At 73.7% G+C, this 13634-nt stretch carries 10 protein-coding genes and 2 pseudogenes; 10 read left to right on the top strand and 2 right to left on the bottom strand.

The features are described 5' to 3' along the window. Positions 1-71 precede the first annotated feature (71 nt). From VLY81_RS14445 to VLY81_RS01655, 10 genes and pseudogenes are all read left to right on the top strand, one after another. Positions 72-401 (top strand): annotated as a pseudogene (locus VLY81_RS14445) (AIR synthase related protein); the annotation flags it as partial. A gap of 264 nt (positions 402-665) precedes the next feature. Continuing rightward, complete coding sequence (locus VLY81_RS01695) at positions 666-1094, top strand: AIR synthase-related protein (protein ID WP_324669299.1); 429 nt, start codon at positions 666-668, stop codon at positions 1092-1094. Continuing rightward, positions 1091-2572, top strand: coding sequence for an amidophosphoribosyltransferase (purF, locus tag VLY81_RS01690; RefSeq protein WP_324669298.1), 1482 nt, complete (start codon positions 1091-1093; stop codon positions 2570-2572). The genes VLY81_RS01695 and purF overlap by 4 nt, the downstream gene beginning before the upstream one ends. After that, positions 2569-3753, top strand: a pseudogene (purM, locus tag VLY81_RS01685) (phosphoribosylformylglycinamidine cyclo-ligase). Before purF ends, purM begins: the two are co-directional and overlap by 4 nt. Continuing rightward, positions 3743-4402 (top strand): phosphoribosylglycinamide formyltransferase, encoded by a 660-nt coding sequence (gene purN / locus VLY81_RS01680; protein WP_324669297.1) that lies wholly within the window; start codon positions 3743-3745, stop codon positions 4400-4402. Before purM ends, purN begins: the two are co-directional and overlap by 11 nt. Then, the gene (gene purD, locus VLY81_RS01675) at positions 4399-5706 is read left to right on the top strand and encodes a phosphoribosylamine--glycine ligase (RefSeq protein WP_324669296.1); all 1308 of its coding nucleotides are present in this window, start codon (positions 4399-4401) and stop codon (positions 5704-5706) included. Before purN ends, purD begins: the two co-directional genes overlap by 4 nt. 88 nt (positions 5707-5794) lie before the next feature. Then, complete coding sequence (locus tag VLY81_RS01670) at positions 5795-6871, top strand: sensor domain-containing diguanylate cyclase (protein ID WP_324669295.1); 1077 nt, start codon at positions 5795-5797, stop codon at positions 6869-6871. Between the two features lie 78 nt (positions 6872-6949). Beyond that, positions 6950-7921 (top strand): aldo/keto reductase, encoded by a 972-nt coding sequence (locus VLY81_RS01665; RefSeq protein WP_405001402.1) that lies wholly within the window; start codon positions 6950-6952, stop codon positions 7919-7921. A 150-nt stretch (positions 7922-8071) separates the two neighbouring features. After that, a complete protein-coding gene (locus VLY81_RS01660; protein WP_324669293.1) occupies positions 8072-9091 on the top strand; it encodes a rod shape-determining protein in 1020 nt (339 codons plus the stop codon). Between the two features lie 112 nt (positions 9092-9203). Continuing rightward, complete coding sequence (locus VLY81_RS01655) at positions 9204-11015, top strand: M3 family oligoendopeptidase (protein ID WP_324669292.1); 1812 nt, start codon at positions 9204-9206, stop codon at positions 11013-11015. On the opposite strand, the gene VLY81_RS01650 is transcribed toward VLY81_RS01655, so the two are convergent. Further along, complete coding sequence (locus VLY81_RS01650) at positions 10940-11566, bottom strand: methylated-DNA--[protein]-cysteine S-methyltransferase (protein ID WP_324669291.1); 627 nt, start codon at positions 11564-11566, stop codon at positions 10940-10942. The genes VLY81_RS01655 and VLY81_RS01650 overlap by 76 nt on opposite strands. Further along, a complete protein-coding gene (locus VLY81_RS01645) occupies positions 11563-13629 on the bottom strand; it encodes a bifunctional 2',3'-cyclic-nucleotide 2'-phosphodiesterase/3'-nucleotidase (RefSeq protein ID WP_324669290.1) in 2067 nt (688 codons plus the stop codon). The genes VLY81_RS01650 and VLY81_RS01645 overlap by 4 nt, the downstream gene beginning before the upstream one ends. Between the last annotated feature and the right edge of the window lie 5 nt (positions 13630-13634).

Raw genomic sequence — 13634 nt, 5'->3', positions numbered from 1 at the left:
CGCGGCTATTGGCGCACCTGGCGTCGCCGCACGGAGGCAGCCGGGCCTGGATCTATCAGCAGTTCGACCACATGGTCGGGGTGCGGACGATACTGCCGCCGGGGCACGACGCCGCGGTGCTGCGCGTGCTGCCGGAGGAGGCCGTGCCGGGGTCGCCCCCCCTGCCGGCGGACGCCGGCCAGCGGGCGACCCGGCTCCCGCTCGTCGCCCTCTCGGTCAACGGGGCCGAGTGGCTGGCCTCCACCGAGGCAGGCGCCTGGGCGGCGGGGGCCGAGGCCGTGCTGGAGGGAGCCCGCAAGGTCGCGGCGGTGGGGGCCGTCCCCATCGGGATCACCAACGGGCTCAACCTGGGCGACCCCCAACGGGCCGAGGTGCGGCAGGCCCTGGCCGACGTGGTGGCCGGCATGGGCGACGCCTGCTCGGCACTGGGCATCCCGGTCACCGGCGGCAACGTCTCCCTCTACAACGAGACCGTGGCCGACGCGGGCGCGCCAGGCCCGGGCGAGCGGGGCTCCGGCGCCCGGGCCATCTGGCCGACCGCCATCGTCGGCATGGTCGGCGCGCTGGAGGCGGAGAGGCCGGTGCCGTCGGTCTTCCAGCGGGCCAACGAGGCGGTGCTGCTCCTCGGGTGGCCAGCGCGGTGGACAGGTGAAGGAGCCTGGGCCGTGGACTTCGACCGCGAGCGGGCGGCCATCGCCGTGGTGGCCGAGGCAGGCCGACAGGGGCTGCTCGGCGCCTGCCACACCGTGGGCCGATGGGGCGTGGCCGTGGCCATCTGCGAGGCCGCCCTGGGTGCCCGTGACGAGGCGGCTGGGGTCGACGTGACGCTGCCTGACCCGGGTCGGGAGGCGGAGGCCTGGCTATTCGGGGCCGGAGGGCCCGCCTGGGTGGCCACCGCGCGGCCCGAGGCGGTGCCGGCCGTCCAGGAGCTGGCCCGCCGCGGCGAGCCTGCCGTGCCCGTGCACGTCATCGGCCGGGTGACGCCCGGCCGTGTCCGGATCGCCGTGGCCGGTCAGGGGATCGCCCTGGACGAGCCCATCGACGCCCTGCGCATCCCTTGGGAGCGGGCCCTGCAGGAGGCCGCGCGTCCATGAGCATGAGCCGGCACCGGCCCCTCACCGACAGCCGGGAGGCCCGGGACGAGTGCGGCGTCGCGGCCGTGGTGGGGCACCCCCAGGCGGCCTCGGCGGTGCAGTGGGCCCTGTTGGCGCTGCAGCACCGGGGCCAGGAGAGCGCGGGCATCGCCTCCGCCGACGAGCAGGGGAGGGTCTTCCTCCACCGCGGCATGGGCCTCGTCTCCGACGTCCTGCGCGCCGAGCAGCTGCAACGGCTGCCCGGGCCGATGGCCGTCGGCCACGTCCGCTACTCCACCACCGGCGCCTCGCGCCTCGAAAATGCCCAGCCCATCCTGAGCCGCTTCCGCGGGCGGTTCCTGGCCATCGCCCACAACGGCAACCTGGTCAACGCCTCGCACCTGCGCCAGCGACTCGAGGAAGGCGGCGCCATCTTCCAGACCACCACCGACACCGAGGTGGTGGCGCACCTGGTGGCGCGCCACGGAGGCCCCACCGAGGCGGCCCTGGTGCACGCCCTCGGCCAGATCGCCGGGGCGTGGGCCCTGGTCGTGCTGGATCCCCAGGGCGTGCTGGTGGCGCGTGACCCGCTGGGCATCCGGCCTTTGAGTCTGGGTCGGCTGCAGACCCCCACCGGCCGCGAGGCCTGGGTCGCCGCCTCGGAGACCTGCGCCCTGGACGCCCTCGGCGCCGCCTGGGTGCGTGACGTGGAGCCCGGGGAGGTGGCGCGCCTCGACGGCGACGGCATCCGTACCGTCGCCCGGCTGGCGCCGGCCGGCGTCCCCGGTGGCACGACGGTGGCTCGTGGGGGCCTTTGCGCCTTCGAGGCCATCTACCTGGCGCGGCCCGACTCCGTGCTCTTCGGCCAGAGCGTGCACGGCCTGCGCAAGGAGATGGGACGGGAGCTGGCGCGCGAGCATCCGGCCCCCGGCGACCTGGTGACGGGGGTGCCGGACTCCAGCCTGTCGGCGGCGATGGGCTACGCGGAGGAGCTGGGCCTGCCCTACGAGATGGGGCTGGTACGCAACCGCTACGTCGGACGCACCTTCATCCAGCCGGCCGCCGGCCAGCGAAGGCTGTCGGTCAACGCCAAGCTCAACGCGGTCCGCAAGGTGGTGCAGGGCCGCCGGGTGGTGCTGGTGGATGACTCCATCGTCCGGGGCACCACGGCCCGGCGCATCGTGCAGCTGCTGCGGGACGCGGGCGCCCGGGAGGTGCATGTCCGCATCGCCTCCCCGCCCTACCGCTTCCCCTGCCACTACGGCGTCGACACCGCCCGGCGGGAGGAGCTCATCGCCTTCGGTAACCCCGTGGAGTCCATCCGCGCCGCCATCGGCGCCGACTCGCTGGCCTTCCTGTCGCTCGCCCGCATGCGGCGGGTTCTGGGCGGGCCGGCCTGCGAGGCCTGCTTCACCGGTCGGTATCCCGTCCCCGTCGACGGGGCCGTCCCCAAGATGGCGCTCGAGCCCGTGGCCGTGGAGGAGGGCGACGCCGGATGACGACCATGCCGGGCAAGCCGGGGGCGGGGGGTGCCCCCCGTTACCGGGAGGCGGGGGTCGACCTCGAGAAGAAGGGCGCGCTGGTGCAGCGCCTGGCCCGCCTGGCGGGCGGCACCGGCTCGACGGGAGTGCTGGAGGGCGTCGGGGGCTTCGCCGGGCTGCTCGCCCTGCAGGACGCGGCGCCCCGGGTGCGGGACCCGGTGTTGGTGGCCGGAGCGGACGGCGTCGGCACCAAGATCGCGTTGCTGGCGTCGCTGGGCCGCCACCGCGTGGCCGGCATCGACTGCGTGGCCATGTGCGTCAACGACGTCCTGGCGGCGGGGGGCCAGCCCCTGCTCTTCCTCGACTACCTGGCCATGGGCCGCCTCGATCCCGCCGTGGTGGCCGAAGTGGTGGAGGGGGTCGCGCAGGGATGCCGGGAGGCCGGGTGCGTGCTGCTGGGCGGCGAGACGGCCGAGATGCCCGGCTTCTATCCCGATGGGGTCTACGAGCTGGCCGGCTTCTGCGTGGGGGTGGCGGAGCGGGCCCGCCTCGTCTCGGGGGGCGGCACGTCCCGTGATGGCTCCGGCATGCAGGCGCGCCCCGGCGACGTGCTGGTGGGCCTGGCCTCGTCGGGGCTGCATGCCAACGGCTTCTCGCTGGTGCGCCGGATCCTGGCCGACACCGGCACGCCCCTCGACGCGCCCGCGCCGTGGGCGGCCCCTGGCGCGGCGGCCCCATGCTGGGCGAGGCCCTGACCGCCCCGCGCGCATCTACGCCCGGCCGCTGCTGGCCTGGGGGCCGCCGTCGAGTCGCACGCCCTGGCGCACGTGACCGGCGGCGGGCTGCCCGACAACCTGGCCCGGGTGCTGCCGGCGGGGTGCCGCGCCACCCTCCGCGAGGGCAGCTGGCCGCGGCCCGCGGTCTTCGACTGGCTGATGGAGGCCGGCGGGCTGAGCCTGGAGGAGGCGTATCGGGTCTTCAACATGGGCATCGGCATGGTGGCGGCGGTCGCCGCCGACGACGCCGGGGCGGCCCTGGCCGTGCTGGCCTCCAGCGGTCAGCCCGCCTGGATCATCGGAACCGTGGAGCCGGCTCCCGAGGGGCCGACGACGCCCGAGCCGGCCGAGGGCCGGCTGCGCTTCCCGCCGTCCGCCAAGCGACCGGTCCCCGGAGGGTGGGTCGAGATCGTTGAGGATTGACGCGGGGCGGCTCGCCACGCCCGAGGCCCCGTTACGCCTGGGTGTGCTGGTCTCGGGCCGGGGCACCAACCTGCAGGCGCTGCTGGATGCCACCGCCAGCGGCGCCATCCCGGCACGCATCGTGGTGGTCCTGTCGGACCGGGCCGGGGCCCCCGCTCTGGAGCGTGCCCGGCGGGCGGGGGTGCCGGCCGCGCACCTGGACCCGAGGGCCTTCCCCGACCGGGCATCCTTCGACGCCTGCCTGGCCCGCCGCCTCGAGGAGGCGGGCGTCGAGCTCGTCTGCCTGGCCGGCTTCATGCGCGTGCTGACGCCCGACTTCGTCCGGCGCTTTCGGCATCGCATCCTCAACGTGCATCCCTCCCTGCTCCCCGCCTTCGCCGGCAAGGACGCCCAGGCGCAGGCCATCGCCTACGGCGTCAAGCTGAGCGGCTGCACCATCCACCTGGTGGACGAGGGGGTCGATACGGGCCCCATCGTGCTGCAGGCAGCGGTCGAGGTGCGCGACGACGACACCCCGGAGAGCCTGGCCGCGCGTATCCTGCCCCACGAGCACCGCCTCTACGTGGAGGCCGTGCGGCTCTTCGCCAGCCGCCGGCTCGTGCTGGAGGGGCGCCGCGTCCGCATCCTGCCGGAGGAGGCGCCGGCATGAGCGAGCCATCGGCCCTGGTCATCGGCAGCGGCGGCCGTGAGCACGCTCTGGCCTGGGCTCTGGAGCGCAGCGGCCGCTTCGGGCGGGTCTACGTGGCTCCCGGCAACGCGGGCACGCCGGATCGGGTGCCCGTCGACCTCGTGGAGCCGGGCGCCGCCCGGGCGCTGGTCGACTTCGCCCGGGACCGGGGCGTCGGTCTGGTGGTCGTCGGCCCCGAGGCGCCGCTGGCCGCGGGCCTGGCCGACCGGCTACGAGAGGCCGGCCTCCATGTCGCCGGCCCCTCCCGGGGCGCGGCCCGCATCGAGTCCTCCAAGGCCTTCGCGAAGCAGCTGATGGAGCGAGCCGGCGTTCCCACGGCGCCGTTTCGCCTCTTCGCCGATCCCCAGCGGGCCCTCGCGTACGTCCGGCGCCTCGAGGAGCCGGTGGTGATCAAGGCCGACGGGCTGGCGGGCGGCAAGGGCGTCGTGGTCTGCGATTCGCCCCGGCTGGCGGCAGAGGCCGTCGAGGCGCTGATGGTGCGCCGGGTGCTGGGCGACGCGGGCCGGGTGGTGGTCGTCGAGCGGCGCCTGACGGGCCGCGAGCTCTCCGTCATGGTGGTGACGGACGGCGAGCGGTGCGTGGCCCTGCCGCCGGCCCGCGACTACAAGCGGCTGCTGGACGGGGACCGGGGCCCCAACACGGGGGGGATGGGCAGCGTCGCCCCCGTCGACGTGGAGGCGGAGGCCGGGCTCTCCCTGGAGGCCATCCTGGAGCGGATCGTGCACCCCACGCTCAGGGCCCTGGCCGCCGGGGGGACGCCCTTCCGGGGCGTCCTCTACGCCGGCTTGATGCTGACCGAGCAGGGACCGGCGGTGCTGGAGTTCAACTGTCGTCCGGGCGATCCGGAGACGCAGGCCCAGCTCCCGCTGGTGGACCCCTCGCGCCTGGCCGATGCGCTGATGGCGGCCGCCGGTGTGCCCGGATACGGGCTCCCCGACGACCCGCGGTGGCTGTGGCGCCCGTCCGGGCCGACGGAGCGCGCCCCCGGCCACGCCGTCTGCGTGGTGCTGGCGTCGGCGGGGTACCCCGAGCGGCCCCGCACGGGCGACGTCATCGAGCAAGGCCTGCGCGACGACGAGACGACCCTCGTCTTTCACGCTGCCACCCGCCTCGGCCCCGACGGTCGTCTGGAGACGGCAGGGGGGCGTGTCCTCGACGTCGTGGGGCTGGGCCGGGACCGAGAGGAGGCACGCCAGCGAGCCTACGCGGCCGCGGCCGCGATCCGGTTCGAGGGCATGCAATGCCGCACTGACATCGGTCGTTAGCATCGCTTGCCCGCTGGCAGGAACCTCTTTCCGTTTCAGCGAAGAGATGGCAGGGGCCGGAGGCGGCACCGGCCCCCGGTGATGTCACGTGGGACAGCCACCCCGGCTCTCGGAGGGCGCTTCGGTCGACGTCTTGCGGACCTTGAGCCATCTGGCCCGCCAGCTTCTGCTGCCCTCACGAGCTCCCCAGCCGGCCTTCGACCTGGTGGTGCGCCAGGCCGCCGAGAGCCTCGGCGGCGACGCGGCCAGCCTCTACCTGTGCAATGCCGAGGGTGACTTCGAGCTGACGGCCGTGCATGGTCGGCCCTTCGAGCACCGACGGATCCCCAAGGACCAGGGCGTGGTGGGCGAGGTCGGGCGTCGGCGCGAGGTGGTCGCCATCGAGGACATCCGGCGCGACCCGCGCTATGCGACGGTGGGTCGGGCGCACCAGGAGGGCTTCGTCTCCATGGTGGCGGCCCCTCTCATGATGGACCACGAGCTCCTGGGCGTCCTGGGGGTGTACTGGGCCCACCATCGCCTCCTGTCGCCCGCCGAGCTGGAGCTGGTGCAGCTGCTGGCCCACTACGCGGCCGGCGCCGTCGCGCTGGCACGTCTGGTGACCGAGCTCGATCGCTCCAACCGCCGCCTGCGGGAGGCCAACGCCCGCATCGCCGAGGCGGCCCGGCGGGATCCCCTGACCGGCGTCTTCAACCGGGCCGTCTTCTGGGCGGCTCTCGAGCACCTGACAGGCGAGCGGCCCCCCTCCTCCGACACCGTGCTGTTGGAGCGGATCGCCCTTCCGCAGCCGCCCGCGGCGGTCTTCATGATAGACCTCAATGGATTCAAGGAGTTCAACGACGCTCACGGCCACCTGGCGGGCGACACGGTGCTGCAGGAGATCGCGACCCTCCTGCAGGGCCTTTGCGGGTCGTCGGGGCTGGTGGCGCGCTACGGGGGCGACGAGTTCGGCATGCTGGTGGGCGTCTCCGGGACGGCTCCCGACGAGGTGACCCAGGCCATCCGGCGCACGATCTCCGGTCACGCCTTCGCAGGCGGCCAGCGCCTCGATCCCCCGTCGGTAGGCCATGCCGTCTACCCCGAGGAGGCCCGGACGGCGCGAGAGCTCGTGGCCCTGGCCGACTCCCGTATGTACCGCCAGAAGCCGCCCCGGGTCTCGGGGTAGGATCGGCGATCCATCCCGGCGAAGCCTTACGGGCTCGCCGCTCGTCGGCGGGATCATGACGGCGAGGGAGGATGCATGGTGCACTACCGGACGCTGGGTCGCAGCGGCCTGCGGGTCTCCGAGATCGGCTTCGGCGCCTGGGGCATCGGCAAGGGCATGTGGGTGGGGGCGGAGGACGACGAGTCGCTGCGCGCCCTGCACCGGGCCATCGACCTGGGCGTCAACTTCATCGACACGGCGCTGACATACGGCGACGGCCACAGCGAGCGCCTGGTGGGCCAGGTGGTGCGCTCCCGGCCGGAGCGGATCTACGTCGCCACCAAGGTGCCGCCCAAGAACGGCCAGTGGCCGGCAAGGCCGGGCGTCCCGGCCGACGAGGCCTTCCCGGCCGAGTACGTGCTGGCCTGCGCCGACCAGAGCCTGCGCAACCTGGGGCTCGAAACCATCGACGTGCTGCAGTTTCACGTCTGGTCCGACGAGTGGGTCGGCCAGGGCTCCTGGCAAGAGGCCATCGCTCGCCTCAAGGAGCAGGGCAAGATCCGCTTCTTCGGGGTCTCCATCAACGACCACGAGCCTCACAACGCCCTGCGGCTCATCGAGACCGGGCTGGTCGACACGGTGCAGGTGATCTACAACATCTTCGACCAGAGCCCCGAGGACCAGCTCTTGCCCGCTTGCCAGGCGCACGGGGTGGGGGTCATCGTGCGGGTGCCCCTCGACGAGGGCGGGCTGACGGGGCGCATCACCCCCGACACCACCTTCCCCGAGGGAGACTGGCGCCACCGGTACTTCCGCGGCGAGCGCAAGCGGGAGGTCTACGAGCGGGTGCGCCGTATCGCCGGCGACCTGGGCATCTCACTGGAGCGCATGCCGGAGGTGGCGCTGCGCTTCACGTTGACCCACCCCGCCGTCTCCACCGTCATCCCGGGCATGCGCTCGGTGCGCAACGTGGAGGCCAACTGCCGGGTCGGCGACGGCCAGGGGCTGCCGCCGGAGCAGGTCCAGCGCCTGCGAGCCCACCGGTGGGTACGCAACTTCTACGCCGACTGAGGTGCGGCGTGACGTCGCCGCAGCAGGCTCAAGGCCCGGTGCGGCGACGTCGTTTCATGGGGTAGGGACCGGCCCGGGGCGCGCGTCGCCGGGCCTTCGCGGCGTTTCTGTCGGCGCCTCGCGCGGGGGTGGGGGCGGAGGGGGTCTCCCATGCTCTCCACCGACGTGGGCATCGATCTCGGCACCAGCACGGTGCTGGTCTTCGTCCGGGGCCGTGGGGTCGTCGTCCACGAGCCGTCCATCGTGGCGGTCGACCGGCGCTCCGGGGCCGTCGTGGCCGTCGGCTCGCAGGCGCTGGCCATGCTGGGACGCACCCCCGACAGCATCCGGGCGGTGCGGCCGCTGCGCGACGGGGTCGTGGCCAGCTACGAGGTGACGCTGCAGATGCTGATCCACCTGCTGCGCGCCGTCAGCGGCCCGGTGCGGTGGAGCCGGCCCCGGGCAGCGGTCTGTCTGCCCTCGGTGGTGACCGACGTGGAGCGGCGGGCCGTGGTGGAGGCGTGCCGGGCGGCGGGCGCCCGGGAGGTGCTGCTGGTCTCGGAGCCCATGGCCGCCGCGCTGGGGGCCGACATGCCCGTCCACGAGGTGCGCGGCCATCTCATCGTCGACGTCGGCGGCGGCACCACCGACGTCGCCGTCATCTCCATGGGCCAGGAGGTCGTCTCCGACTCCGTGCGGGTCGCCGGCGACCACATGGACGACGCCATCGCCCGCCACCTCCGGCGCACGTACGGCCTCGAGGTGGGCGAGCGTACCGCCGAAGAGGTCAAGCGCACGGTGGGCACGGCTGACCCTGACGAGAAGCCCGCGCCGGCTCGCTCGATGGAGGTGCGCGGCCGCGACGTGGTGACCGGCCTGCCCCGCTCGGTGACCGTGACGGACCGCTCCATCGCAGCCGTCCTGGCCGAGCCCATCGGCGCCATCATCTCCGGCATCCGGGCTGCACTGGAGCGGACGCCGCCCGAGCTGGCTGCCGACATTGCCGGAGGCGGGCTGCTCCTCACAGGGGGCGGTGCACTGCTGCCGGCCCTGGACCGGGTCATCGAGCGGGAGACGGGCCTGGCCGCCCGCGTGGCGGACGACCCCGTCGGCTGCGTGGCCCGGGGCACGGGCAAGGTGCTGGAGACCCTCCGGCGAGCCCGTCCCCTGGCCCCGCGCTTCCTCGCCTGAGGCCGACCGGCCAGGAGCCCCCGGGCTCCCCGCCGAACGCACATGGAGCGCCCCGCGTCGGCCGCGAGGGGCGAACGCGGGCGCCACTCATGAGACGGCAGGGGGATGGCCCGTGTCCAGGTCGTACGTTCCCACGTGGGATCTCGACGTCATCTTCCCGGGGGGCAGTCGCTCGCCGGCCCTCGCGCGTCACCTGGAGTCCGTGGCCGCTGACATCCAGGCTCTGCCCGCGCTCGTGGAGGCGCTGCCCGGCGGGACCGAGCTGCAGCATGCGGACGTCGCCGCCTGGCACGAGACGCTCGAGCGGCTGCAGGACGTCAGTTCCCGGCTCCGTGAGGCGAGCGCCTTCGTGGGGTGTCTCACCGCCCAGGACGTCAAGGACCAGGAGGCCCGCCTGCTGGCCGGCCGCATCCGCCAGCTGGGTGCGCAGCTCGACGCCGTCTACATCGCCCTGGGGCAGCGGATGCTGGCCGTGTCGGATGCGGCCTGGCAGGCCGTGCTCCGGGACCCGAGGCTCGCCCCCATCGCCTTCCCCCTGGACGAGATGCGCCGGCATGTCGCCGACCGGCTCCCGCCCGATGAGGAGACGCTGGCCAGCGCCCTGGCCGTGGACGGCTACCACGGGTGGGGGGAGATGTACGACGTCCTGGTGGGGCGCATCGCCATCCCCTTCGAGGAGGACGGGCAGACCCGGCTGCTCTCCGTGGGGCAGGCGGCCCACCGGCTGGAGGATCCGGACCGGTCCGTGCGGGTGGAGCTCTTCGCCCGCTGGGAGAGGGCCTGGGCCGAGCAGGCCGAGCTGTTCGCCACGGTGCTCAACCACCTGGCGGGCTTCCGCCTCAACCTCTACCGGCGTCGAGGCTGGCACGACGTGCTCAAGGAGCCCCTCGAGATCAACCGGATGTCGCCGGAGACGCTGGAGGCCATGTGGGCCGCCGTCGAGTCGCGCAAGGAGCGGCTCCTGCCGTACCTGGAGCGCAAGGCGCGGCTGATGGGCGTCGACGGCTTGAGCTGGCACGACCTGGTGGCGCCCTCCCCCCGGCCCGGCGACACCGGCGCGCGCGCCAGCATCACCTACACCGAGGCGGCGGAGTTCGTGGTGGAGCAGTTCGGTCGCTTCATCCCCGAGATGGCCTCGTTCGCCCTGCAGGCCTTCGAGCGGCGCTGGGTGGAGGCCGAGGACCGGCCGGGCAAGCAGCCGGGAGGCTTCTGCACCACCTTCCCCGTCAGCCGCCAGTCCCGCATCTTCATGACCTTCGGGGGTACGCCCGACGGGGTGCGCACGCTCGCCCACGAGCTGGGCCATGCCTTCCACCAGCACGTCATGCACGACCTGCCTGCCCTCGCGCAGCGCTACCCGATGAGCCTGGCCGAGACGGCCTCCACCTTCGCGGAGCTGGTGATGGACGAGGCGGCGCTGGGCCACGCATCGGACCCCTGGGAGCGGGCGGCCTTGCTCGAGGAGAAGATCCAGCGCCTGATCTCCTTCTGCATGAACATCCACGCGCGCTTCCTCTTCGAGAAGGCCATGTACGAGGCGAGGCAGGCGGGGCCGCTCAGCGTGCAGACGCTCAACGAGCTCATGCTGCAAGCGCAGCGGCAAGCCTACCGGGGTGCCCTGTCGCAGTACCACCCGCACTTCTGGGCGTCCAAGCTGCACTTCTACATCACCCGGACGCCCTTCTACAACTTCCCCTACACGTTCGGCTTCCTCTTCAGCAACGGGGTCTACGTCCGGGCCCGAGCCGACGGGCCCCGCTTCGCGGAGCGCTACGTGGCGCTGTTGCGCGACACGGGCCGCATGACGGTCGAGGAGCTGGCTCACCGGCACCTCGGTGTCGACCTGCGTCAGACCAGCTTCTGGGAGGCGTCGCTCGACTCGGCCCTCGCCGACGTCGACGCCTGGCTGGCCCTGACGGGGTAACCCTCGAGCGCCAGGAGCCGTGCCTTGACGGCGGTACCGCCCCCCGAGTACTGCCCCAGGCCGCCGGCGGCAGGGACGACCCGGTGGCATGGCACGAAGAGGGGGATCGGATTGGTCGCCATCACCCGCCCCACGGCCCGGGCGGCCCCGGGCCGACTCGCCGCCCGGGCCACCTCGCCGTAGGTGCGCACCTGGCCGCGGGGGATGGCACACACGATCCCCATCACCCGGCGCTCGAACGGCGTCACCCACCGCAGATCTAGCGGCGGCGGCGCGCCGGTCTCGAACCAGGCGCGCACCGCCTGCTCCCACCGGTGGACGGCCGCCGCCTCGCCGGGCTCCAGGCGCACGGACCCCAGCCGCCGGCCGTAGCGGGAGTGCATCTCGGCCAGCAGCGCCTCGGGTCCGGAGCAGGCCACGCAGGCGCAGACGAGCCCGGCCTCGGTCCACGCCAGGTGAAGGGGCCGACCGGGCTCGTCGCCACGGCCGGCCGAGGACGCGGCAGCCGCGCCTTGCGGCGCCGACCGCCCGCGCCGCCCCTGCCGCCTCACCGGGCCGGGACCGCCTCCAGGGCCGCCAGCACGCCTGAGAGCAGCTGCGCGCCATCGGCTCGCGTCAGCCCCACGTCGGCCGCCTCCAGGGCGGGGAAGGCGATGACGTCACCCAGCGACGCCAGGGCCTGGCGCCCCGTCACGACGCCCTCGGGGTTGGCCACCTGCAACTGGATGCCCAGGGCTCGCTCTACCATCTCCGCCCACAGCCCCCAGGTGAGGGCCTCGTCGAGGCCCAGCTGGCCGAGCCGCTGCCCGTCCGTCAGGCCGCCGAGGAAGACGCCCCGCTCCACCAGGTCGTAGACGTACTCGGCCTTGGGGTGGTCCAGGTAGGTGCGGGCCAGCCGCCAGTTGCCGTCGGGCTGCGGGGCGATGGTGCCGGCCTCGACGATCTGTTCGATGATGAGCTGCCGGCTCTCCACCTGCGGGTCCAGCACGACCCGGGCCTGCGCACCCGTGGCCGGGAAGCCGCCCCCGCCGTCGGCCCGGTAGTTGTTGGTGGCCAGGATGAAGACGTCGTCGGGCTCGACGGGCCGCCCCTGGTAGGTGAGCCGCACGATCCGCTCGCCCACGGGCCGCGTGACGTCGATCTCGTACTCGACCCCGTCGATCTGGTCGAAGTTGTAGCCCGGGAACCGTGGCTCCAGCAGCGGCGTCTCGCCGGCGCCCGGGGTCACCTGCCGGAAGTTGCGCGCGGCGTGCTCCAGCCAGGCCCGGAGCTCGGCACCCGTCACCTCGATGGCCTTGAGGGTGTTGTCGTAGACGTAGATGGAGGCCACGTCGGCGATGGTGACGGGGCCGGGAGCGATGTCGGTGTAGTCGGTGAGGCCTCCGCGCCCCGACTTGAAGGGGGCCGCCGCCGACAGGACCGGGATGCCCTCCCACGGGGTGCCCGCCAGGGCCTGCTCGACGTAGCGACGCTGCACATCGTTGATGAGCTGGATCACGCCGGAGTCGGTGAGGCGGGAGGCATGACTGTCGATGGAGACCAGGGTGCGCCCGATGGGGCTCGTCACGTAGGCCAGCGTGGTCTCGTGCGCCTCGCGAGCCCACTGCAGGACCCGTGCCGACGGCTCCACCCCCCGGGTCGGCAGGAGCTCGGCCCGCCTGCCGGCCACCCGCCACCCGTCACCCTCGGGCTCCAGCTCCAGCGTGACGACGCCCAGCGCCCGACCCCAGTACGAGGGCTGCACCATGGCCACGCCGTCGACGATCCCGTCCGGGTGCTCCGGGAGGCCGTCACCCGGGATGGCGAGATGCGAGTGCCCCGCCACGATGACGTCGATGCCCGGCACCTCGCGGGCCAGTGCGTAGGCGGCGTTCTCGAGCAAGGCACCCGGTTGCCACCGAGCCTGCGGACTGGCCCCGCTGTGGGTCAGCGCCACCACGACGTCGGCGCCCTTCGCGCGCATCTCCGGCACCAAGCGCCGCGCCGCATCGACGATGTCGCCCACCTCGAGGCGGCCCTCCAGGTTGCTCCGGTCCCAGACCAGGATCTGCGGCGGCGTGAAGCCGATGACGCCCACGGTGATGGGTCGGCCGTCGAGCTCCCGCTCCAGCAGGACGTAGGGGGTGAAGTAGGGCTCCCGGGTGCCCGGCCGATAGACGTTGGCCAGCACCACCGGGTAGCGCGCCCCCTCGAGCGTCCGCTCCAGGAAGTCGAGTCCGTAGTTGAACTCGTGGTTGCCGAGGGTGGCTGCATCGTAGCCCATGCGGTTGAGCACGTCGATGACGGGGTGCGCCTGGCCTGGCCGCAGCGGCTGCACCCGGGCGACGTAGTAGCCGAGGGGCGTGCCCTGGATCAGGTCGCCGTTGTCCAGCAGCAGGGCTCCCGGATGCTCGGCCCGGATGCGCTGCACCAGGGTATCGACCAGCGCCAGCCCCACGTCGGCCTGCCGGTTGGCGTAGTAGTCCCACGGGTAGACGTTGGCGTGCACATCGGTCGTCGCCATGATCACCAGCTCGGAGGCCCCCGCCGGCGACACCGTGGCCGCCAGCACCGTGGCCATGACCAAGACCGCGATGGACCACGCGCGGACACGACGGGTCGATGGACTTCTCATGGCTC

Source organism: Limnochorda sp. LNt, assembly GCF_035593265.1.
Classification (GTDB): Bacteria; Bacillota; Limnochordia; order Limnochordales; family Geochordaceae; genus Geochorda; species Geochorda subterranea.
This window is presented reverse-complemented; position numbering and strand designations above follow the sequence as displayed.

What these genes read in the sequence shown, in the direction of transcription:
- purF (WP_324669298.1), top strand. Translation starts at nt 1,091, where the DNA reads ATGAGCATGAGCCGGCACCGGCCCCTCACCGACAGCCGGGAGGCCCGG.
- VLY81_RS01660 (WP_324669293.1), top strand. Translation starts at nt 8,072, where the DNA reads ATGCTCTCCACCGACGTGGGCATCGATCTCGGCACCAGCACGGTGCTG.
- VLY81_RS01645 (WP_324669290.1), bottom strand. Translation starts at nt 13,629, where the DNA reads ATGAGAAGTCCATCGACCCGTCGTGTCCGCGCGTGGTCCATCGCGGTC.
- purD (WP_324669296.1), top strand. Translation starts at nt 4,399, where the DNA reads ATGAGCGAGCCATCGGCCCTGGTCATCGGCAGCGGCGGCCGTGAGCAC.